The organism is Acinetobacter sp. IK40 (assembly GCF_035615075.1).
Lineage (GTDB): Bacteria > Pseudomonadota > Gammaproteobacteria > Pseudomonadales > Moraxellaceae > Acinetobacter > Acinetobacter courvalinii.
In genome coordinates, this window is sequence record NZ_JANBOE010000004.1 from 1 (window position 1) to 20,670 (window position 20,670).

Consider the following 20,670-nt stretch of genomic DNA (forward strand, 5'->3'; position numbering starts at 1 on the left):
CCCTTCCCGAACTCAGAAGTGAAACCTCTTAGCGCTGATGGTAGTGTGGCACTTGCCATGTGAGAGTAAGTCATCGCCAGCTTTTAAATACGAAACACCCCCAACCTAACGGTTGGGGGTGTTTTTTATTGGCGTAGAGAAAAATACATTGAATAGCATCTCTTGAAGAGTATGTTATTGTTTTATAGGTTGAATCAAAATAAAAAAAGGATGAAATTTAAATGATCAATAATCACCTTGCTATGACTTCAGAAGAATTCGTCGAAGAATTTAAACTTTTAAGAGATGATCTGATCCAGAGTTACTTTACTGTTGATTCTGAAATATCACGAATCGGTCTATTAGAAAAATCTGGTATGAATCATGAACAGATTCATTTAACTAAAAAAATTGTTTCAGAAGCTCTAACTGATGCGTTGTATACGGTTTTGCTAGGTCTTGATGGTAGTGCAACAATTGGTCAATATCAAATCATGTATAAGCTATTGGATGAACAATCCAATGAACTGACTGGCGACTTGGAGTCGATCGCATGGGAAAAGTTTCATGGCCAAAATATATAACAACAAATTTACGCATTGTGTACCGAGATGAATTGAGCTTAGAATTTATATTTATGCTATTTAGATATTCCTATGAAATGGGTGGTCGCTGAAACGTATTCTTTTCCTTATGAAGCCCAAATTGCCAAAACGCAACTTGAAGCTGCTGGTATTCCTGCCCGTATTGAAAATGAACATACCATTAACATGGACTGGCTTTATTCCAATGCATTGGGTGGGGTTCGGTTATTGGTTCCTGACCGTTATTTAGAACAAGCACAAGCGTTACTGGCGCAAGACTTTAGCCAGGAATTAGAACAAGAGTTTGGTTTAAGTGAGCGTTGTCCTCAATGCGGAAGCACAGATATAAAGCCTTATACGGAAGGAAAACGGCCTGCTTATCTGGTTTTCTTATTACTTGGTTTCCCGTTATTCTCGTATAAACATGGAACCAAGTGTCAACAATGCCAACATTTCTGGAGTTAAGCTTACATAAGCATTGATTAACAGAACCAGATTTGAACTTATACACGGCATCCTGTAAAAATAGATAAAAATCAAAAAGGAAAAAAAGATGCAATATAAAGGAAGTTGTCATTGTGGAAAATTAACTTTCATTGCGCAGGGTGAACTCACTGAAGCATTGTCTTGTAACTGTTCAATTTGCCAGAAAAAAGGTTCTTTACTCTGGTTTTTACCTCAGAGTGAAATTGAGATTACTGTGGAAGACGATGCTCAGGCAACTTATCAATTCAATAAGCATGTGATCGAGCATCATTTCTGTAAGGTCTGTGGTATTCACCCCTATGCAATCGGTGTAGATCCTCAAGGGAATACCATATGTGCAATCAATGTGCGTTGTATTGATGATCTGGAACTGGAAAGTATCAAGATCAATCACTTTGATGGCCGTTCGGTATAGCCATAAAATCTAGAGTATAAAAATGACCAAGAATAAAAAGTTAGATCTTGAACAAGTCGTAGCACTATTTGAAATATTAAAGAAACGTTTTGAACAAAATATGCATCGTCACAAGGAACTGAATTGGGCCGATATTGAAGATCAATTACAGCAGCAGCCAGAAAAATTATGGTCACTCCATCAAATGGAAGAAACGGGTGGAGAGCCAGACATCATTGTATTAGATGCAAAGTCACCAGAAATTGTCTTTTATGATTGTGCCGTAGAAACGCCGAAAGGGCGTAGAAGCCTGTGTTATGACCGTGCCGCTTTAGACGCACGTAAGGAACATAAACCCGATAATAATGCGATCGATGTGGCCGAAGCCATGGGAGTTGAATTACTCACAGAAGAGCAATATAGGCAGTTACAGGCAATGGAACATTTTGATCTAAAAACCTCGAGTTGGGTAAAAACGCCAGAGGATGTAAGAGCTTTAGGTGGCGCAATTTTCTGTGATAGTCGTTATGGTCGGGTTTTTACGTATCATAATGGTGCTCAATCTTATTATGCGACGCGTGGATTTCGAGGCCGATTAAAAATATAGTTTTGTGCTTTATCACAGGTTTTGACCTATTTTTTAACTTTTAATTTTGCCAAGCGCTTGCTTGGTTTTTCTGGTTTTGCTACTTTAGTGCTCATTCAATAAACAATGATCAATAATTGCTAGGAAGCAGAATATGCACCTTAATCCTTTGTACTATAACGAGCAGCATCTGGAATTTGCCAAGAGTATTCGACGCTTTGTTGAGAAGGAGATTTCGCCTTTTGTGAATGAATGGGATGAGAATGAAACTTTTCCGCGAGAGCTATATAAGAAGGCCGCAGATATTGGTTTATTGGGATTAGGGTTTGAAGAGCAATATGGCGGGATTGCAGGGACAGATGCATTTTATACGCTGTTAGCTTCGATTGAGCTGGCAAAATGCGCGTCGGGTGGTCTTAGTGCTTCTTTACTGTCGCATACCATTGGTGCGCCTCCGATTCAGCACTTTGCAAATGAAGCGGTGAAAGCTGAAGTGCTGCCTCAGATTTTATCGGGTGAAAAAATCTCGGCACTGGCAATTACTGAGCCAGGCGGTGGTTCAGATGTCGCTTCCCTCAAAACCAGGGCTGTACGTGACGGTGATTATTTTCTGGTCAGTGGTGAAAAAACCTTTATCACTTCGGGGATGCGAGCAGATTATTACTCGGTGGCAGTTCGTACTGATCCAAATGCGAAAGGGGCAAACGGTATATCCATGCTGCTGATTGATGCGCATAGTGAGGGAATCACTAAAACCAAACTGGATAAAATGGGATGGTGGGCATCCGATACCGCGCATTTGCATTTTGACAATGTCAAAGTGCCTGTTAGCCATTTATTGGGTCCAGAAAATATGGGCTTTCTGGTGATTATGAATAACTTCAATATGGAGCGTTTTTTCCTTGCTGCCAGTAGTTATGGTTTTGCCCTGACCTGCTATGAAGAGGCATTGGATTGGGCACAGCAACGCCACACTTTTGGCAAGCGTCTAGTTGATCATCAGGTCATGCGTCATAAGCTGGTAGATATGGCAACTCGATTGACCGCAACCCGTGCTTTACTCGAGGACACTGCTTATCGCTTGGGCAAGCCTGAATTGCAAGGCAGTGAACTGATTGCCCAGATTTGTATGTTGAAGAATGTTGCCACTCAAACCATGCAATTCTGTGCCGATGCGGCGGTGCAGACTCTCGGAGGCATGGGCTTTATGCGTGGTACCAAGTCTGAACGAATCTATCGTGAAGTAAAGGTCAATATGATTGGCGGTGGTGCAGAAGAAATTATGAAGGATTTAATCAGTAAGCAATTGGGGTATTAAACTGATCTCTAGGAGCTTATCGTATGGGTTCAACCCAATAAGCTCCTTTTCCCTCTGGATGAACTGCGATATACCAAAGTGATGAATCCTGAGCGTAGACTAAAAATTGAAATCCCTGTTCCTGCATTTCTTTCTTTTTACCTTGAGTCGCATTATTTATTTTGATTGGGATGGCACTTTGAGCGCTAAAATAATTGAGATCTGTGGGTGAAAAGGTAAAAGAACCATGGCCTCTATTTAGGTCTAGGTCATTTATTTCAATAATATTTTTTGTACTCGGTGGTAAAATAGGAGGCAGCCAACCACGTTCAAATGCATGTTCAGCTTTCGCATGCTGCAAATCTGTAAATTTGGTTGTCACTCTATCATCTGTACAACCCAGTATTAGGCTGGAAAGAAGAATCGTGATGATACGTTGCATATATTTCGCTTAAAGAATTGGCATCAGTTTATTTTTATCGTTATGGGGCCGATATTTCAATAATTAAAAGGCTTGATATTTTTGATCTGTCCAATCGCTATTTAAAATTGCCCAACGTTCATGGTCTTTCCATTCTTTTCCACCGACTCGCAGATATTGGCGGGAGAAGCCTTCTTTGACAAAACCTGCATGTGATACAAGACGAATAGAGGGCAGATTATCGGGTTGGATATTGGCTTCTAATCGATGTAAATTCAGTGTTTGAAATGCTTCTTGTAAAACCAGTTGTAGCCCTTGTCGCATATAGCCTTGTCCTGCATAAGGGTAAAAGGCTTCATAACCCAAGTAAGCAGAATGGAAGTGACCTCGAACGATATTGGAAATGTTAAAAGTGCCGACAATGGCATGATTCTCTTTCAAGCAGACAAAATAACGGTGTTCTTGCGCGAGGTAGTGTTCAAAATTAGCAGGTGGATAGGTCCATGGCCGATGCAGTTGAATACTACTCTGGTAAGCCTGTTTGATTTCGGCTAAATCACTGAGTAAGGGCTTACGTAAATAAATATGCGACATTCTCTTCTTTCTATATTTGGCTTATTCGTATTGCTTTAACTCATTTTCTAATTCTTCTTTTAAGTCGAATGGATCTATAATCCAAACAGAAATATCTAAATTTGGTAGAACTCCAATTTTTATACCATCATCATTTAGAGTCTGTAACCATTTTTCGATAAAAGTATTGAGATCGACTTTAGTTGGTGTGAAAGAAGGATAAACTTCACGGAACGAGGCCGCGTAGTCGGCATGTGGCCATATAGGTAAGTATTCTAAATTTTCTTGGGGCGTAACGATAAGATAATTTGCATGTTTATCTTCTAATATCCAGAGTTCTTCCCAGTCACATACTTTTGAAACAAAATGCTCATAACGTTGTTTAGGTGTCAAAGAAAATATATTTTCAATTTGTTTAGGATGCATGCGATAACTCATTATTTCACCGCCATTTCCCAAACCATTTCAGTCAACTCATCAATTTTGACTTTACCTTCAGGTTTGTACCAGGTTACGGTCCAGGAAATCGAGCCACCCAGCAAACGACGCCAGATAAAAGCATCATGTTTGACTTTGCCCTGAGCACGTAATTTTTCAATCACATCTAGCCAAATCTGCTCATATTCATTGCGCATTTTCAGCAGGTAATCTTGCTTCTCTTTAGAAAGGGCAAACCATTCATGTACCAAGACGGCCATCGCCGCTCCGGTATCACCAGCAATCGACAGTAATTCAGCTTTGATCAAATGATGTAATTGTTGTTCAGGATCACTTGAGCGTTCAGCGGCTTCTTTTAAACGGGCGAAGTTATAGATAATGGTTTGTTCCATCACCGTCGCCAGAATTTCATCCTTGCTTTTAAAATGATGGAACAGGCTACCTGATTGAATGCCAATAAATTCACCAAGTTGACGAACTGTGGTTTTGTCATAACCTTGCTTATAAAACAGATAGGCAGCACCTTGCAGTAAACGTCCACGTGGACTATCGTCAAAGCAAACAATCTTGGGAATTTGCTCAATTGAAGTTGCGATCATGCCTATCCGTCTATCCTGTTCAAGCTAAAGTGTATTGTAACAAAATTCATTCGATGTTTTGTCTTATCTTTTTATAACAAGCAGTTGCTTGAGTTTGTCGTTTTTTGCCAATACAGCATAGCATTATGTACTTTACAAACCAAGCACTTGCTTGGTAATGTTAAGGCGTTTTTAGCAATAACAATGAGAAAGCGCATGACAACTGTCAAACAGGATGACCAGAGGCTAGTCAAAATCGGGTGTGCATCAGGATTCTGGGGCGATACCAACACTGCTGCCTTTCAGTTGGTGCATTTGAGTGATATTGATTATTTGGTGTTTGACTATCTGTCTGAAATTACCATGTCGATTATGGCCAAGGCAATGATGATGGACTCAAGTCATGGCTATGCGCTGGATTTTGTCAGTCGCGTGATGTCACCACTGATCCATAAAATTGCCGAGAAAAAAATAAAAGTGATCAGCAATGCAGGCGGGGTAAACCCACTGGCTTGTCGTGATGCCTTACAGAAAATCATTGATGAAAAAGGCTTGGATTTAAAAGTTGCAGTGGTGCTCGGTGATGATGTATTGCCAAAGCATGCAGAATTATCAAAACAAAATATTCAGGAAATGTTTAATGGCGATGCGTTACCTGCACAGGTTGCCAGTAGCAACGCCTATCTCGGTGCTGTTGCGATTCGCGATGCCTTGGACTTGGGTGCGGATATTGTGATCACGGGCCGGGTGGTCGATTCAGCAGTCGTACTGGCGCCTTTGTTACACGAATATAAATGGTCACTGCATGATTATGACAAGCTGGCGCAAGGTTCACTGGCTGGGCATGTGATTGAATGCGGCGCACAGTGTACAGGTGGAAACTTTACTGACTGGCGTCTGGTTGAGGGCTTTGACAACATGGGCTTCCCGATTGTTGAAGTCAGTGCTGATGCTTCATTTATTGTGACCAAGCCGAAAGGGACCGGAGGCCTCGTTTCAACTGCGACTGTAGCAGAGCAGATCGTTTACGAAATAGGCAATCCGCAAGCCTATCTTTTACCTGATGTAAGCGCTGATTTTAGCCAAGTACATTTAGAACAGGTGGGCGAACATCGAGTCAAGGTGACTGGCGCAACAGGTCAGGCACCAACTCAGCAATATAAAGTCAGTGCGACCTATGCCGATGGTTATCGGGTCATGGTCAGTTTCTTAATTGCGGGTCGTGAAGCACCAGAAAAAGCCCAAGTGATTGCAGATGCCATTCTGAATAAATGTGAACGCGTTTTGGCACTGCGTTCAGTTCCCCCTTTTAGTGAAAAGTCGGTTGAGATTCTTGGCATTGAAAGTACCTATGGCGCACATACCCGAATCCAAAATAGCCGTGAAGTGGTGGTGAAGATCGCGGTCAAACATCTGTTTAAAGAAGCTTGTATGTTCTTTGCCTCGGAAATTGCCCAAGCTTCAACAGGGATGGCACCTGCATTGGCAGGAATTGTCGGCGGCCGTCCGAAAGCCTCAGCAGTGGTGAAATTATTTTCATTCCTGATTGATAAAGATCAATTAAAAGTTGAAGTCGACTTTGCGGGGCAGCGTTATCCGGTTCAGGTTCCTGTTGGGCAAAAGGTAGCAGAGGTCAAGCTACATCCCGTCGGTGAAGTGGCAAGTTATCAAGGCGGTGAGGTTGAAGTCCCTTTGGTTGCGTTGGCACATGCACGTAGTGGTGATAAGGGCAATCACAGCAATATTGGGGTGATTGCGCGCAAGGCTGAATATTTACCGTGGATTCGTGCAGCTCTGACCGAGGCCAATGTTGCCGCATATATGCAGCATGTTTTAGATCCTGAAAAATCAAAAGTGATTCGTTATGAATTACCTGAGATGCATGCGCTGAATTTCATGCTGGAAAATGCATTGGGGGGCGGGGGAATCGCCAGCTTGCGGATTGATCCACAAGGTAAGGCGTTTGCACAGCAATTATTGGATATGCCGGTGAAAGTGCCTGCACAACTGTTAGAAAAATATTAAGGATGTAAACATGGGTTATCAATCAATTTTCAGGGCAGATGCATTTGCTGACAAAGTCATTATTGTGACGGGTGGAGGTTCTGGTATTGGCCGTTGTACTGCACATGAATTGGCATCCTTAGGTGCACAGGTCATCATTACCGGTCGAAAAATTGAAAAGCTGGAAAAAGTCAGCCAGGAAATTCTGGAAGATGGTGGCAAAGTGCATTTCATTGTCTGTGATAACCGCGATGAAGAACAGGTTAAAAACATGATTGCCGAAGTTATTGAAAAATTTGGCAAGCTGGATGGATTGGTCAATAATGCAGGTGGACAATTTCCTTCTGCATTAGAGAATATTTCAGCCAATGGTTTTGATGCCGTGGTCCGTAATAACCTGCATTCCACCTTTTACCTGATGCGTGAAGCCTATAATCAGTGGATGGTACAGCATGGCGGCAGCATCGTGAATATGACTGCAGATATGTGGGGCGGTATGCCAGGCATGGGACATTCAGGTGCAGCACGTTCAGGGGTGGATAACCTCACTAAAACGGCTTCAGTGGAATGGGGCAAATCTGGGGTACGGGTTAATGCAGTTGCACCGGGCTGGATTATTTCTTCGGGTATGGACAACTATAGTGGCGATTTTGCCAAAGTGATCATTCCAAGTTTAGCGAGCAATGTTCCATTAAAACGGATGGGCACAGAATCAGAAATTTCCTCGGCGATTTGTTATCTACTTTCTGATGCAGCGGCTTTTGTATCAGGTGTTACCCTGCGTATTGATGGGGCAGCGTCACAAGGCACACGCATGTATCCATTGGCTGATGCGACCAACAATGACGCCTTTAACGGTTTCCATCGTGCGTTTATTCCTGACATATTCAAAACAGATGGAGAATAAACATGAGTATTCTCCAATCTGAGATTGCAGTAGGTAGCGAACAATACCAGCAAAATCGGGAGGCATTATTAGCGCAGTTGGCTGAAGTGCGTGCGGTGCAGCAAAAAAGTATTGATAAGTCCTATGCAGCAAAACCTAAGTTCGATAAGAAAGGTAAAATCTTGCCGCATGAACGGATCCGGTTGCTGTTAGATGCAGACTCACCTTTTGTCGAGTTATGTGGTCTGGTTGGCTACAACATGCATGACGATAAAGATGGTTCCGAAGCAGGCGGTGGTGTGATTGCAGGCATCGGTTTTGTCAGTGGGGTACGTGCGCTGGTGTCTGCAAGTAACAGTGCCATCAAAGGTGGCACCATGTCACCCATGGGCGTGCATAAAACCCTACGCCTGCAAAAGATCGCCTTAGAACAAAAATTGCCGATGGTCACCTTGACCGAAAGTGGTGGCGCAAACCTGAATTATGCGGCGGAGGTATTTACATATGGTGGTATGACCTTTGCCAATCAGGCACGTTTATCTGCGGCAGGGATTCCACAAGTGGCGGTGGTACATGGCAATGCAACTGCGGGTGGTGCCTATCAGCCGGGTTTGTCTGACTATGTGATTGCGGTCCGCAAGCAAACAGAAATGCTGTTGGCAGGCCCACCACTGTTATTGGCGGCAACAGGTGAAGTGGCGACTGCGGAAGAACTGGGTGGGGCAGAAATGCATACCCAAGTGTCAGGTGTCGCAGAATATCTGGCTGAAAACGATGCAGATGGTATTCGTTTGGCGCGTGAGATTTTCGAGCACCTCAACTGGAAAGAACAGACCGCGCAATCCACTCAGAATTATAAAGAACCGCGTTATGCTGCTGAAGAGCTGTTAGGCATTATTCCGCAAGATCCAAAGCAACCCTTTGATATGAAAGAAATCATTGCGCGGATTATTGATGATTCAGATTTTCTGGAATTCAAGCAGGAATATGATGCCTTAACTGTTTGTGGTTGGGCCAAAGTGGGCGGGCTACATATCGGCATTATTACCAATAATGGTCCGATTACACCGCAAGGTGCGGCTAAAGCAGCTCAATTTATTCATCTGTGTGAGCAAACCCAACGCCCACTTTTATTCCTGCATAACACCACCGGTTTTATGGTCGGAACCGATGCCGAGCAGAACGGCATTATTAAACATGGTTCCAAGCTGATTCAGGCGGTGGCTAATGCAACCGTACCCAAGATTTCGATTGTGGTAGCAGGCTCTTATGGTGCGGGTAACTATGCCATGTGTGGCCGTAGTTTATCGCCGCAATTTATCTTTGCATGGCCAAACTCACATGTGGCGGTGATGGGTGCAGCGCAAGCAGGCAAAGTCTTACGGATTGTGGCTGAGGGCAAACAGAAAGCTTCAGGAATGGAACCGAATCCGCAGATGCTGGATTTTCTGGAACAAAGTACAGCAATGAAACTGGAACAGCAGTCGACGGCGTTATTCAATACGGCCATGCTGCATGACGATGGCATCATCGACCCAAGAGACACCCGTAAGGTCCTGATCTTTTTATTACAAACCATTTTTGAAGCACAACAACGTGAGTTAAATCCAACACGATTTGGTGTATCGAGATTTTAGTTTTAACACCCTCATCCTAGCCTTCTCCCTGAGGGAGAAGGGATTCCCTCTCCCATCTGGGGAGAGGGTTAGGGAGAGGGAGAAACAATTTTAAGGAACAAAAACAATGAAATTTACCGCAGAACATGAAGCCTTACGCCGTACCACACGCCAGTTTGTTGAAAATGAGCTGAATCCATTTATTCCGGAATGGGAAGAAGCGGGGCGTTTTCCGATTCATGAGGTATTTAAGAAAATGGGGGATCTGGGCTTATTGGGAATTTGCAAGCCAGAGGAAAATGGCGGCTTGGGTCTTGATTATTCTTATAACCTTGTAGTAGCAGAAGAATTAGGTCGTGCTGCGTGTGGTGGTGTGCCCCTAGCGATTGGTGTACAAACCGATATGGCTACACCTGCACTGGCACGTTTTGGCAGTAAGGAACTCCGCGATGAGTTTTTGAATCCTGCCATTCGTGGTGAATATGTGGCGTCGATTGCGGTATCCGAAGTGCATGCGGGTTCTGACGTGGCAGCGATAAAAACCATAGCCAAAAAGGATGGCGATGATTATGTCATTAACGGCAGCAAGATGTGGATCACCAACTCATTGCAAGCCGATTTCTTTTGTCTATTGGCGAATACTTCTGATGATAAACCCCATGTTAATAAGTCCATGATCATTGTCCCAGCCAAGACTCCCGGAATTAGCTTTTCAGAACCCTTGAATAAATTAGGAATGCGTTCAACCACCACCGCACAAGTCTACTTCGACAATGTGCGTGTACCGCAACGCAACTTGGTTGGGGTTGAAGGCATGGGCTTCATGATGCAAATGATGCAGTTTCAGGAAGAGCGCATGTGGGCCTGTATCAATGCAGTGGGGGGGATGGAAAAAGTCATTCAGCAAACCATTGATTACACCAGAGAACGAACCACGTTTGGTCAGCCTTTAATTCATAACCAGTATGTTCATTTCCGTTTTGCTGAATTGATGACCGAAGTTGCAGCACTAAAAGCTTTAACGCTGCAAGCCTGTGAACAACATGTTGCGGGTGAGGATGTGACTTTGATGGCGTCAATGGCGAAGCTGAAAGCGGGACGATTAAGCCGTGAGGTGGCGGATAGTTGCCTGCAATATTGGGGCGGGAATGGCTTTATGTGGGATAACCCGGCATCACAATTGTTCCGTGATGGGCGCTTAGGTTCGATTGGCGGCGGTGCAGACGAGATCATGCTCGGAATTATCTGCAAGCTCACTGACATTCTGCCGAAGAAACAGAAAAACTAGGGGCTGACGTATGACACTTTCAACTTCTATTGCAGGCTTAGAGATAGATGACAGCATTCAGCTGGAACAGCAAGGCAGTATTTTAATCGTATGGCTGAATCGTCCTGAAAGCCGTAATGCCATGAGTTTGAAGATGGTCACCGCCATTCAGCAGGTGTTTAGCCAGATTGCCGATGATGTCTCGATTCGTGCGGTTATTTTTCGCGGTCAAGGCGGGCATTTCTGTGCCGGAGGCGATATCAAGGATATGGCAGGGCTGCGGGTTGAAGTTGCCAATAGCGGTAGCTTACAACCTTATGTCGATTTTAATCGCCGTTTCGGTGCCATGATTGAGCAAGTGGATCAGGCTGCTCAAACTGTTGTTGCTGTGCTGGAAGGTGCAGTGCTGGGTGGCGGCTTCGGCTTAGCCTGTGTGTCAGATATTGCCATCAGCCGTGATACTGCCCAGTTTGGTTTGCCTGAAACAGGCTTGGGGATTTTGCCCGCGCAGATTGCGCCTTTTGTGGTGAAACGGATTGGACTAACTCAAGCCCGCCGTTTGGCATTATTAGGTTTACGCTTTGATGGCAAGACCGCGCTGGATTTAGGTGTTGTTCATCAGGTGGCATCGAATGAAACGGAACTGGAACAGCAGCTTGAACAGACCATTCAACAGATTAAACGTGCTGCGCCTCTGGCTTCCCGTGCGACCAAAGCGTTATTACACCGAACCCTGAATGAACCTTTAGATCAGCTTCTGGATGATGCAGCACAACAGTTTGCAGATGCAGTTGCGGGTGCCGAAGGACAGGAAGGCACCATGGCTTTTATCCAAAAGCGTAATCCGAGTTGGTTTGACTAGAAATCGTCCTCAACTGCTGTTTGAACAGCAGCAATGAGGGGATTGAATCGTAGAGATGAAACAATGAGTTTTTCAAAAGTCTTAGTGGCAAACCGTGGTGAAATTGCTGTACGGGTGATGCAAACTGCCAAAGCAATGGGTTATCAAACGGTTGCGGTCTATTCAGATGCCGATGCCAATGCCCGTCATGTGCAGGTAGCGGATGAAGCGGTTTATATCGGCGCATCCAAAGTTTCCGAATCTTATTTATCTATTGCCCAGATTATTGCCGCCTGCCAAAAAACCGGAGCAGATGCGGTACATCCGGGCTATGGGTTTTTGTCTGAAAATACTGATTTTGCCCAAGCCTGTCTTGAGCATGGCATCACTTTTATTGGGCCAACTGCGGCTGCAATCGAGCTGATGGGCAGCAAGCGTCTTTCGAAAATAGCCATGATTCAGGCAGGCGTGCCGTGTGTACCGGGCTATGAAGGCGATCAGCAGGATATCGATTATCTGGCTGAGCAGGCTGAGTCGATTGGTTATCCTTTGATGGTAAAGGCATCGGCAGGTGGGGGTGGACGAGGCATGCGTCTGGTCCAGCAGGCTGCTGATATCGTGGAAGCCTTAAAAACAGCGCGGTCGGAGGCAGAAAATGCCTTTGGTTCTGGCGAGTTAATTCTGGAAAAAGCCGTGATTGCACCAAGGCACGTCGAAATACAGATCTTTGGTGATATGCATGGCAATTATGTGTACTTGTTTGAACGGGACTGTTCGATTCAACGCCGTCATCAAAAGGTGGTGGAAGAGGCCCCTTGTCCGGTGATGACACCTGAGCTTCGTCAGCAAATGGGGGAGGCGGCAGTGGCCGCAGCCAAGGCCTGTGATTATGTCGGCGCTGGTACGGTCGAGTTTCTACTTGATCAATCGGGTGAATTCTATTTCTTGGAAATGAACACGCGTCTGCAAGTTGAGCATCCGGTGACGGAAATGATTACCGGACTGGATCTGGTGGAATGGCAGTTGCGTGTGGCGAATGGCGAAACTCTGCCTTTACAGCAACATGAGTTGAGCTTAAACGGGCATGCCATAGAAGTTCGTTTATATGCCGAAGATCCACGACAGGATTTCTTGCCACAAACAGGGAAAGTGCTTCGTTGGCAACCCGCAGGTAGCGATGGGATGATACCGAATGTGCGTATTGACCATGGCATGTTAGAGCAGGGTGAAATTAGTCCCTTTTATGATCCGATGGTGGCGAAAGTAATTGCTTACGGGAAGACCCGTCAGGATGCCATCCGTTTACTCGCCCGTGCTGTGGATGATTGTGTATTGCTGGGGGTGAATAGTAATAAACAATTCCTGAGCAATTTATTACGTCATCCGATTATTGTAGCGGGAGACACCAATACTGCTTTTATTCAGCAACATTTTCAGGATGATGTGAGTCTGCATCAACAAAGCCTGACGCTTGAAACCTTAGCCGTCGCAGCCGCCCTGTTTAGCCAGCAAAATCAGCAGCAAGTGGCTTGGCAAACAGGCGTTGCCTTGCCATTTCCACTGAAACTGAAATATGCCGATCAGCAGATCTTGCTGCATGTGCAACATGATCAGCAGCAGCTCAAAGTCGAGTTGTGTGATCAACAGGCAATCCTCCAGATTGTAAGGATCAATAGGGAGGAGATTATTTATAGCTGTGACGGTGTTCGCCGTAAGCTGGCCTATGTGTTTGATCAAGATCAGCTGTATCTGGACGCAGGCAATGGTAATGTCATGCTTGAAAATATCACCTATGCCGCACCTGAAGCAGCAGAAGTGGTGGGAGATGGCAAAATCCGTGCGCCAATGGATGGGGCGATTGTGAATCTGCTGGTTAATATGGGGGATCAGGTGGTGAAAGGGCAAACCTTATTGGTACTTGAAGCCATGAAAATTCAGCAACAGATCAAATCGGATGTCGATGGGGTGGTAGAGGAATTGATTGGTCAGGTCGGCCAACAGGTGAAAAAACGTCAGCAACTATTAAATATTGCTTTGCTTTGATTTTATGGCTTGATTGAACCCTTGCGACTAGCCAGCGCCGGGGTTCAACCGATTTAAGGGAACATTTTCAAGCGTAAATTCTCTAAACGGCTTTGATACTGCTGTTGCCATTCGGCTTCTGAAAGCTGTGTTTTCAGCGGTTGCATCTCTTGTTGTAACTGCTGCAAGGCCTGCTGATATTGATTGACTTGCTGCTGTTGTTGAGCCTCCTGTTGTTCTCTTTGCTGAACCTGTTGGCGTTGCTGCTCGGTCAAATATTGCTGCTGTAATTGCTGCTTTAACCGTGCCGTTTCTGCCGGGTTGTGTGAGCCTTGCTCGAGCAGATTCAAGGCCTGTTGATATTGTCCGATCTTGCTTTCCTGCTGAGTTGCATCTGGATACTGTTTTTGCAACTGTTCAAAGGCTTTTAAACGTTGTTCAGCACTCAGATTCTGTTTCTGTGCCAGATCATGATAGGCAAAATGATAATTTGCATACTGTCGTTCTTGTCCAAAGCCTAGCATGGCTTCGGCTTGGCCTAAGGTCTGCTCCCTGAGTTTCCAAAGCGCGTCAAAACGTTCTTTAGGAGATAACGCGGTTGAGAGTACGGTACTTTGCATCTGTTGTTCATATTGCGGAATCCGTTTCAACAGATTCGCAACTAAAGCTGCAAATTTCTGGTCGGGATAATTGGCCAAAGCTTTTGCGAGCGCTGCATTACAGTCAGAGATAGGACAACTGGCTTTAAACCCATTCAGAAATTCAGTGATATTGCCGGGTTGTTGTTGCAATGTTTTGAGTTGTTTTAACAGTGAGTCCTGAAAAACTTCATCCTTGCTTTTATTGGGCATGCTGTCATCGCTCATCTGTGCTGATGAATCCTGAAATGAAGAGGTGGATTTGGTGTGCTGGACTGCAGCGGAAGAGGCGGTGCTCTTCCAGACTACAATCGCAACCAAGACCACGACAACAATCAATATTGTCAGCAATAGTCTTTTATTCATACCGCATTCCGTTTATGGCGTGTAATTAAATTGACCCATTACCGGGAAATGATCGGAGAGATCCCAAGTCATGAACAGGGAGTCCGCCGTGCTGCGCAGAATACGCACATCATTACGCGACTGTGTTGGCTGACGATGGTTATTGGAAGCCACAATATAGTCCAGATATTCCACATTTGAACCGCCAGAACCTGCAGCCCCTGCCAGCTTATTCACACGTGGATCAAAGGTCGAAGCGGTATAACCTGTGCTTGGTGCTGCGGTTGCATTCAGGTTAGTCAGCATGTCTTGATAATCTTGCGGCCATAACAGTTTATTGACATTAAAATCTCCTCCCATCAGCACGGCATCAAAACTTGGAATATTTTGTTGATTGACCAATTGGCGAATCTGTTTGAACTGGGTCTGGCGTAATGCGCGTGCGGCATCAGTATCAAAAGATGCGGTATGGGTTGATGTCACATGATAGGCCTTACCATTCTTAATGATTTCAGCATACAGTACACCTTTATCGGCAAAGCAGTCGGTGCCAGTACAATCTGGATAAATCAATTGTGCTGTTTTCACGATCGGATAGCGGCTGATAATCACCAGACCACTGTCAAACAGGTTATAGCCCGAACCGACAGGAATATGGGTTTGATACGGATATTGTTGTGCCAGTTGATTCAACATGTCTGTGCGTGAAGAGGCAAAGGCTTCCTGCATCATAATCACATCGTAGCCGTTTAAATGATTGGGCAATTCAGCCAGACGTTCGCTAATTTTACTTGCCACCATAGGCAGGGCATAAATATTATACGTCAGGACTTTGAGTTCATCGGCACTGGCTGAAACCGGTTCTAGAACGGTGTTTTGATGGATGGTGTAGTGGAAGTCATCATAACCGCCGGTATATTCGGCTTTTACCGCAGCCTGAGCGGATAAACCTGCATAAGTGGTATTAATCCGATGAACATTACGGTCTGAATACCAAGGCGATGTTGCCGTCGCTGTTTGGATGCCATGCTGTATGTTGCTGCCAGACCAGGTGCCAGTCATGGTCTGCTTTAAAGTCACTTGTGAGTTGCCGCTGCTGACGACAGTATCAAAGTTATAGGTTTTACCGGATTTGATTCCGGTATAACGGTTGATCCTTAAAATACGTTTGGTTTCATAAGGGGCAATTTGTGTGGCTTCCTGTGCCCATTCATTGCCTTGCTGTAAGGCCGCTCCCGTCTGATTGACTTGTACCGATACCGTTTGCGGTGTGGTATTGGTCACAAAAACATAGGAATCAGCCATCGCCTGCTGACTCGAAAAACCACTAATCAATAACGCAACCCCTGCGCCGAGTTTTAAGCTTTTCAGCTTCATTTTTCTCTCCATCGTGTTCATTTTGTTGGAACAAAAACGAGATGTGTTATTAAAATTATTCATTTATGAAAAATTTATGATCGTTATTTGTTCGAAAATTATAATAATGAAAAAATATTGCTAAATCATTTAAATTAATGACCATTCATCTGATGTTTTGAAAACTCTATCTTATTTATAGTTATGAATATTTTAGAGAGAACTAAGCAGGATACAAAATCTTTCTAAGATCGTAAAAATATACAAGTGTTCATAAACGAAAATAAACAGGTGGATGCAAATTCTATGAGGGATAAAATGAAAAAAATCTGACAAGGATGACACCCTGTCAGATTAGTTATTTTATGAGGTGTTTAGGCTTGATCTGCTTCGGAAATCGCCGTACTGGCCTGCTTTAGGCTATAAAGAAGCTGGCCTAATAATACGTCCTTGTTACTTAAGGTCACCATAACCATCGGATGATGCTGGGCCGGGATAGAGGTCAGAATCGCCTTACCATTTTCAGCATCTAGCGTAATACTTTGACATCCGGTTAACTGGATTTCATTCAGAAAAGCCGTGACCATCGCCAGAATTGAACTACTGACAGCAGCCAGCTTGGTACTGTTATACGGATTTTTCTTGTAAATTGCCGCGAGTTCAAACCCGTCTGTTGAGCAGAGCATAATATAATCCACCCCTCGAATATTCATCAGAATATCATTGGCTTGAGCCTTGGCAAACTGGATCAGCTCTTTGGGTGCGGTACGTTGCTGACTGGGAATACTGAACATACTTCTTCTCTTTTATAAAGTAATTAATTTGTTGCTTTTAAATTGACTTCTAATGCTGCAATAAGAGATTCAATCATGAGCAAGATATGCTCTTGTTTACGCGCATCGATAAAAAATAGAGGATAGTGATAGTCATTCTGAATCAGCCAGTCCCGATAGATCGTAGTCGGCTGTTCTTTGTTTTCATCGACATGGGTAATGCCAATCGAAATATTCTGGGTGTAATCTTTAAAGGTTTCCAGATAGGCTTCAAGTTCTTCAATCGGCACTTTGCTGTTATGGTCGACCAGTAAAATAACGCCCAAGGCACCTTGGCAGATCACTGGCCAGATAAAATCAAAACGTGATTGACCTGGTGTCCCGTACAAGCCGATCTTTACCCCGTCATCCAGCGTAATTTCACCATAATCAATCCCCACCGTGGTCTGCATCTTGTTATGGGCCTGACTGTCTGTATTTAATGCCTCAGTCGCAAGCACAGGAATTTCTGAAAGCGATTTAATCGCTTCGGTTTTTCCTGCGCCCATGCTTCCTGCAAAGACAATTTTATATTGTTGGAGAATCATAATATTCCTTAAAGCCCAAAGCGGCGTCTGATTTTGCCGAAAAATTTATTTAAAAAACCTTTTTGTTCAATCGTTTGTTCTTCAGCTTCTGTTTTTAAGTAATGACTTTCTGAAGCAGGAATAATGCCACCATTGTTCGAAATCATGCAGGCCGCAATAAACTGTTGAACCGTTTGAATAGGAAGTTTTAGCTGTGTGGCGACCTGATAAAGTTGCGCGCCTTGTATAAAGCAGGCCGAAAGTAGGAGGGCGGTTTTACGACCTTCGCTTTGAGCAGGCTGCGGCCAGTATTCGATTTTATAATATTCATTTTCATTGGGTGCCAGGCGTTGGAATTCGATCGAGTGCCAAAACAGATTCCAGACCCAGTCCTGTAAGTTATATTCCACTTTACGGGAAACTTTAGTGAAATTGGAGGTGGTTGCAAATTCGTATTTAAAGCTGTGATTGGTTTTGGTATGAATGCGTGTCGGCTCCAGCCAGGCAATTTGACTACGGGTATCGATGATGGCCAAGGTGCCGTGATCATCAAAAAGATGCAGTCTGGCATTCTCAGGATTGAGCATATCCGTCAAATATTTTTCATTAATGGCATTGTGGCTGGAAACGCGTTCGGTCTTGGGTTGCTGGGATTGTTGATGAGAGAGATAGCTCAGTAGACGAAACTGAATCCAGTTTTTTAATGCCTCGCTATGCTGAAACGGTAAATACAGGGTATTGTGTTGTTCGATATGATGTGAGCCTTCTCCTTTCGCAACTTTTAAGCAGGGTAGTTGTTTTTGTTTTAAAATGCGTTGAATGCCTTCGGACTCGAAGAAATTTTCATTGATTAATAGTAAGTCGATGTTGGGATCGGCAATATTGATCCAGTTTATGCCAAACTCGTGTGGTATGGTTTTTCTAAGTTCTATTTTTAATTCATCTGAAACTTTTAAACTTATACCTGAAATTGCGATATTAATGCAATGTCCATTCATAGTATCACTTTAATGTTTTTAAAATATTGGACTGCAAAAAATAGCCATTATACTAAAGGCTAATAATAGGCAACTTGTATTATTTCTATTTTATGATGATGAATAAATAAAATGGAAATATATACAAGAAACCTAATATATTAAATATTTTTAAATTAAGAATTAAGCAAAATCTAACTCTTTTTCGAAGGTTTTAAGTTCGTGACGCGCCATAGCAAGATTTGATTTGGTACGGTCTAAAACAAGATAAAGGAACAAATTGCCATTGCTTTCTAATGGACGGATCAAGTGATATGCCTTACCTAAGGTGATCAGGATATCTTCAATATCATCGTTAAGTTTCAATGAGTTGGCTACGCGACGTTTGGCGCGGATAACTTCGGTATTACCAGCAGCTGCCAATTCTAAATCCAGTGAACCCCCACCTTGTGTTGCTAGCGCCAAACCGCTTTCTGTATCTACTAATGCTGCTGCAACGAACCCATCAATATTTGTTAAGCTTTCTAATGAAATTTTAGCCATGATTTTATCTCTACTGATACATCTTTGTTTATGAATTTATATATACACTACTTTTGTTTTTGATTAGTTTTCAAAAGTAGATAAATTTATTATAGGAAACTCTTTTATTAAATCAATCATGCTTTAGATTAATTGAAATTTAAGGAGTACTAATAATTGACATTTTTTGTCAGATTAACAAATAAAAATATTAATTAAGATGAATAATTAATTGTTAGTGTGATTTTATTCACATTAATAATTGAGATAAATATGTAATTGGGATTGTAAATAAATGTAAATTTATTAATTAGAAAGTTTGAATTATTATTTTAATAATGATTAATTTTCTACTAAAATGATGATAAAGAAAGAATTTAATTCTTTCTTTATCGGCTTATCTCAAATCAGCCAGAGATTAACTGGCAATATGAACAATACAAAAATATAAGAATGACCAATGCCACCAAAGGAGAAACAAGATAGGCCCAGCCAGGTACCACTGGCGGGACAATATCAGCAGCTTCATGCGACTCATGAGCCACAGGTTTGGCCTGATTTACCATCTGGTTAAACTCCTGCATGGTAGCTTCAAGAGAAACCTCTTCTTGAATAACCGGTTTGGAGCCCAGTAACTCTGTCAAATGGTTGGTTGACCAGACCCAGTCTTCCGCTTGGCCGGATAGATGTTCAATTTGACCCATTAACAGTTCGGTCAGTCCGGTTTGTCCGAAGCTGCCGGTCTGGTCAAGCTGCTTTAACTCCGCCAGTTGTAAGGCCAGTACTTCTGAAACACTATTTTCGAGTTCAGCCGCTTTAAGCTCAGACTGATTATGCGGGGAGGTGGTCAGGTGACGAGCAATCTCTTGGATATAAAGCGGATCAGCGGTTTGAACTTCCTGATAAAGTTTCTGGGGATTCTGTTTCCATAAGCTGATTAATTGTCCAAGAGTTAAAATATTGACTTCATCAATATAAGACTGTTTTTCTTTTGGAGAATATTGGCTAAAAAGCTGCGGTTTTTGAATTTTAATCTGTTCAGCAAAATACTGAACCAAGTCAAATGCCATTGTGTCTCTCCTTGCTTAATCTAAAATTCTGAGTGAAGGTTTCTTTTTCGTAGGTTCTGCTTCTTGCTTGGTTTGTTCTGTTTCTGGTGCAGCAGTTTCTTCCATATCTTCATATTCAGAAGGATCAAAGAATAGGCCTTGTCCATTTTCTCTGGCGTAAATTCCAAGTACGGCACGGATAGGCACATAAATTTCTTTGGCAACACCGCCAAAACGGGCGGAGAAAGTGATTGCATCATTACTCATATGCAGTTGATGCACTGCATGCGGTGCGAGGTTCAAAACAATTTGCCCATCTTTTACAAATTGTAGCGGAACATCTGTGTGCGGTTGGGTTGCATCCACTAACAAATAAGGCGTCAGCTGGTTATCGCAAATCCATTCATAAATGGCACGAGCAAGGTATGGGCGTGTAGGCGTAAAAGTTATTTGCTCAGACATAATTGAAAAA

23 protein-coding genes are annotated in these 20,670 nt (G+C 43.4%); 11 read left to right on the plus strand and 12 right to left on the minus strand.

Features of this window, described 5'->3' with window-relative positions:
* Positions 1-221: 221 nt before the first annotated feature.
* The 5 genes from MSG93_RS08235 to MSG93_RS08255 all read left to right on the plus strand — a co-directional run bounded on the left by MSG93_RS08235 (position 222) and on the right by MSG93_RS08255 (position 3,347).
* The gene (locus MSG93_RS08235) at positions 222-563 is read left to right on the plus strand and encodes a hypothetical protein (RefSeq protein ID WP_324621333.1); all 342 of its coding nucleotides are present in this window, start codon (positions 222-224) and stop codon (positions 561-563) included.
* A 72-nt stretch (positions 564-635) separates the two neighbouring features.
* Complete coding sequence (locus MSG93_RS08240) at positions 636-1,028, plus strand: DUF2007 domain-containing protein (RefSeq protein ID WP_199949612.1); 393 nt, start codon at positions 636-638, stop codon at positions 1,026-1,028.
* 88 nt (positions 1,029-1,116) lie between these two features.
* Complete coding sequence (locus tag MSG93_RS08245) at positions 1,117-1,464, plus strand: GFA family protein (protein WP_324621334.1); 348 nt, start codon at positions 1,117-1,119, stop codon at positions 1,462-1,464.
* 22 nt (positions 1,465-1,486) lie between these two features.
* Positions 1,487-2,050 carry a DUF4256 domain-containing protein gene (locus MSG93_RS08250; RefSeq protein WP_324621335.1) on the plus strand — a complete coding sequence of 188 codons (564 nt, stop codon included), beginning with the start codon at positions 1,487-1,489 and terminating at the stop codon, positions 2,048-2,050.
* A gap of 133 nt (positions 2,051-2,183) precedes the next feature.
* Entirely contained in the window at positions 2,184-3,347 is a 1,164-nt protein-coding gene (locus tag MSG93_RS08255; RefSeq protein ID WP_324621336.1) for an acyl-CoA dehydrogenase family protein, read from the plus strand.
* A gap of 16 nt (positions 3,348-3,363) precedes the next feature.
* Here the strand turns inward: MSG93_RS08255 and MSG93_RS08260 are convergent, their stop codons facing one another.
* The 4 genes from MSG93_RS08260 to MSG93_RS08275 form a co-directional block, all read right to left on the minus strand.
* Positions 3,364-3,768: a hypothetical protein gene (locus tag MSG93_RS08260; RefSeq protein WP_324621337.1), complete on the minus strand. Its 405-nt coding sequence runs from the start codon at positions 3,766-3,768 to the stop codon at positions 3,364-3,366.
* A 63-nt stretch (positions 3,769-3,831) separates the two neighbouring features.
* Positions 3,832-4,341: a GNAT family N-acetyltransferase gene (locus MSG93_RS08265; protein WP_202740818.1), complete on the minus strand. Its 510-nt coding sequence runs from the start codon at positions 4,339-4,341 to the stop codon at positions 3,832-3,834.
* 21 nt (positions 4,342-4,362) lie between these two features.
* The gene (locus MSG93_RS08270) at positions 4,363-4,746 is read right to left on the minus strand and encodes a DUF2750 domain-containing protein (protein ID WP_324621338.1); all 384 of its coding nucleotides are present in this window, start codon (positions 4,744-4,746) and stop codon (positions 4,363-4,365) included.
* An 11-nt stretch (positions 4,747-4,757) separates the two neighbouring features.
* The gene (locus MSG93_RS08275; RefSeq protein WP_324621339.1) at positions 4,758-5,357 is read right to left on the minus strand and encodes a TetR/AcrR family transcriptional regulator; all 600 of its coding nucleotides are present in this window, start codon (positions 5,355-5,357) and stop codon (positions 4,758-4,760) included.
* Between the two features lie 195 nt (positions 5,358-5,552).
* Here MSG93_RS08275 and MSG93_RS08280 point away from each other — a divergent pair, with 195 nt between their 5' ends.
* From MSG93_RS08280 to MSG93_RS08305, 6 genes are all read left to right on the plus strand, one after another.
* Entirely contained in the window at positions 5,553-7,361 is a 1,809-nt protein-coding gene (locus MSG93_RS08280; protein ID WP_324621340.1) for an acyclic terpene utilization AtuA family protein, read from the plus strand.
* A 10-nt stretch (positions 7,362-7,371) separates the two neighbouring features.
* Positions 7,372-8,247, plus strand: a complete 876-nt coding sequence (locus tag MSG93_RS08285; protein WP_324621341.1) for an SDR family oxidoreductase — start codon at positions 7,372-7,374, stop codon at positions 8,245-8,247.
* 2 nt (positions 8,248-8,249) lie between these two features.
* Positions 8,250-9,863, plus strand: a complete 1,614-nt coding sequence (locus MSG93_RS08290) for an acyl-CoA carboxylase subunit beta (protein ID WP_324621342.1) — start codon at positions 8,250-8,252, stop codon at positions 9,861-9,863.
* A 106-nt stretch (positions 9,864-9,969) separates the two neighbouring features.
* Positions 9,970-11,130, plus strand: coding sequence for an acyl-CoA dehydrogenase family protein (locus tag MSG93_RS08295; protein WP_324621343.1), 1,161 nt, complete (start codon positions 9,970-9,972; stop codon positions 11,128-11,130).
* A gap of 10 nt (positions 11,131-11,140) precedes the next feature.
* Entirely contained in the window at positions 11,141-11,971 is an 831-nt protein-coding gene (locus tag MSG93_RS08300) for an enoyl-CoA hydratase/isomerase family protein (RefSeq protein ID WP_324621344.1), read from the plus strand.
* A 63-nt stretch (positions 11,972-12,034) separates the two neighbouring features.
* A complete protein-coding gene (locus tag MSG93_RS08305; RefSeq protein WP_324621345.1) occupies positions 12,035-13,993 on the plus strand; it encodes an acetyl/propionyl/methylcrotonyl-CoA carboxylase subunit alpha in 1,959 nt (652 codons plus the stop codon).
* Between the two features lie 53 nt (positions 13,994-14,046).
* Here MSG93_RS08305 and MSG93_RS08310 read toward each other — a convergent pair whose 3' ends face one another.
* The 8 genes from MSG93_RS08310 to MSG93_RS08345 all read right to left on the minus strand — a co-directional run bounded on the left by MSG93_RS08310 (position 14,047) and on the right by MSG93_RS08345 (position 20,660).
* Positions 14,047-14,976: a lipase secretion chaperone gene (locus tag MSG93_RS08310; protein ID WP_324621346.1), complete on the minus strand. Its 930-nt coding sequence runs from the start codon at positions 14,974-14,976 to the stop codon at positions 14,047-14,049.
* Positions 14,977-14,988: 12 nt separating this feature from the next.
* On the minus strand, positions 14,989-16,332 hold the full coding sequence (locus tag MSG93_RS08315) for a sphingomyelin phosphodiesterase (protein WP_324621347.1): 1,344 nt from the start codon (positions 16,330-16,332) through the stop codon (positions 14,989-14,991).
* A 353-nt stretch (positions 16,333-16,685) separates the two neighbouring features.
* Positions 16,686-17,105 carry a roadblock/LC7 domain-containing protein gene (locus MSG93_RS08320; protein ID WP_004775657.1) on the minus strand — a complete coding sequence of 140 codons (420 nt, stop codon included), beginning with the start codon at positions 17,103-17,105 and terminating at the stop codon, positions 16,686-16,688.
* 23 nt (positions 17,106-17,128) lie between these two features.
* Complete coding sequence (locus MSG93_RS08325) at positions 17,129-17,671, minus strand: GTP-binding protein (RefSeq protein ID WP_005226752.1); 543 nt, start codon at positions 17,669-17,671, stop codon at positions 17,129-17,131.
* 8 nt (positions 17,672-17,679) lie between these two features.
* Positions 17,680-18,648, minus strand: coding sequence for a hypothetical protein (locus MSG93_RS08330; protein WP_262475362.1), 969 nt, complete (start codon positions 18,646-18,648; stop codon positions 17,680-17,682).
* Between the two features lie 162 nt (positions 18,649-18,810).
* On the minus strand, positions 18,811-19,170 hold the full coding sequence (locus tag MSG93_RS08335) for a hypothetical protein (protein WP_004775651.1): 360 nt from the start codon (positions 19,168-19,170) through the stop codon (positions 18,811-18,813).
* Positions 19,171-19,556: 386 nt separating this feature from the next.
* Positions 19,557-20,219 (minus strand): hypothetical protein, encoded by a 663-nt coding sequence (locus MSG93_RS08340; RefSeq protein WP_324621348.1) that lies wholly within the window; start codon positions 20,217-20,219, stop codon positions 19,557-19,559.
* 15 nt (positions 20,220-20,234) lie between these two features.
* Complete coding sequence (locus MSG93_RS08345) at positions 20,235-20,660, minus strand: ClpXP protease specificity-enhancing factor (protein WP_005226757.1); 426 nt, start codon at positions 20,658-20,660, stop codon at positions 20,235-20,237.
* Between the last annotated feature and the right edge of the window lie 10 nt (positions 20,661-20,670).

Excerpts from the sequence above, each read along its gene's own strand:
- MSG93_RS08310 (WP_324621346.1), bottom strand. The coding sequence starts at position 14,976 with ATGAATAAAAGACTATTGCTGACAATATTGATTGTTGTCGTGGTCTTG.
- MSG93_RS08260 (WP_324621337.1), bottom strand. The coding sequence starts at position 3,768 with ATGCAACGTATCATCACGATTCTTCTTTCCAGCCTAATACTGGGTTGT.
- MSG93_RS08305 (WP_324621345.1), top strand. The coding sequence starts at position 12,035 with ATGAGTTTTTCAAAAGTCTTAGTGGCAAACCGTGGTGAAATTGCTGTA.
- MSG93_RS08265 (WP_202740818.1), bottom strand. The coding sequence starts at position 4,341 with ATGTCGCATATTTATTTACGTAAGCCCTTACTCAGTGATTTAGCCGAA.
- MSG93_RS08245 (WP_324621334.1), top strand. The coding sequence starts at position 1,117 with ATGCAATATAAAGGAAGTTGTCATTGTGGAAAATTAACTTTCATTGCG.
- MSG93_RS08240 (WP_199949612.1), top strand. The coding sequence starts at position 636 with ATGAAATGGGTGGTCGCTGAAACGTATTCTTTTCCTTATGAAGCCCAA.
- MSG93_RS08275 (WP_324621339.1), bottom strand. The coding sequence starts at position 5,357 with ATGATCGCAACTTCAATTGAGCAAATTCCCAAGATTGTTTGCTTTGAC.
- MSG93_RS08270 (WP_324621338.1), bottom strand. The coding sequence starts at position 4,746 with ATGCATCCTAAACAAATTGAAAATATATTTTCTTTGACACCTAAACAA.
- MSG93_RS08335 (WP_004775651.1), bottom strand. The coding sequence starts at position 19,170 with ATGGCTAAAATTTCATTAGAAAGCTTAACAAATATTGATGGGTTCGTT.
- MSG93_RS08290 (WP_324621342.1), top strand. The coding sequence starts at position 8,250 with ATGAGTATTCTCCAATCTGAGATTGCAGTAGGTAGCGAACAATACCAG.
- MSG93_RS08340 (WP_324621348.1), bottom strand. The coding sequence starts at position 20,219 with ATGGCATTTGACTTGGTTCAGTATTTTGCTGAACAGATTAAAATTCAA.
- MSG93_RS08325 (WP_005226752.1), bottom strand. The coding sequence starts at position 17,671 with ATGATTCTCCAACAATATAAAATTGTCTTTGCAGGAAGCATGGGCGCA.
- MSG93_RS08300 (WP_324621344.1), top strand. The coding sequence starts at position 11,141 with ATGACACTTTCAACTTCTATTGCAGGCTTAGAGATAGATGACAGCATT.
- MSG93_RS08315 (WP_324621347.1), bottom strand. The coding sequence starts at position 16,332 with ATGAAGCTGAAAAGCTTAAAACTCGGCGCAGGGGTTGCGTTATTGATT.
- MSG93_RS08250 (WP_324621335.1), top strand. The coding sequence starts at position 1,487 with ATGACCAAGAATAAAAAGTTAGATCTTGAACAAGTCGTAGCACTATTT.
- MSG93_RS08320 (WP_004775657.1), bottom strand. The coding sequence starts at position 17,105 with ATGTTCAGTATTCCCAGTCAGCAACGTACCGCACCCAAAGAGCTGATC.
- MSG93_RS08255 (WP_324621336.1), top strand. The coding sequence starts at position 2,184 with ATGCACCTTAATCCTTTGTACTATAACGAGCAGCATCTGGAATTTGCC.
- MSG93_RS08295 (WP_324621343.1), top strand. The coding sequence starts at position 9,970 with ATGAAATTTACCGCAGAACATGAAGCCTTACGCCGTACCACACGCCAG.
- MSG93_RS08330 (WP_262475362.1), bottom strand. The coding sequence starts at position 18,648 with ATGAATGGACATTGCATTAATATCGCAATTTCAGGTATAAGTTTAAAA.
- MSG93_RS08280 (WP_324621340.1), top strand. The coding sequence starts at position 5,553 with ATGACAACTGTCAAACAGGATGACCAGAGGCTAGTCAAAATCGGGTGT.
- MSG93_RS08345 (WP_005226757.1), bottom strand. The coding sequence starts at position 20,660 with ATGTCTGAGCAAATAACTTTTACGCCTACACGCCCATACCTTGCTCGT.
- MSG93_RS08235 (WP_324621333.1), top strand. The coding sequence starts at position 222 with ATGATCAATAATCACCTTGCTATGACTTCAGAAGAATTCGTCGAAGAA.
- MSG93_RS08285 (WP_324621341.1), top strand. The coding sequence starts at position 7,372 with ATGGGTTATCAATCAATTTTCAGGGCAGATGCATTTGCTGACAAAGTC.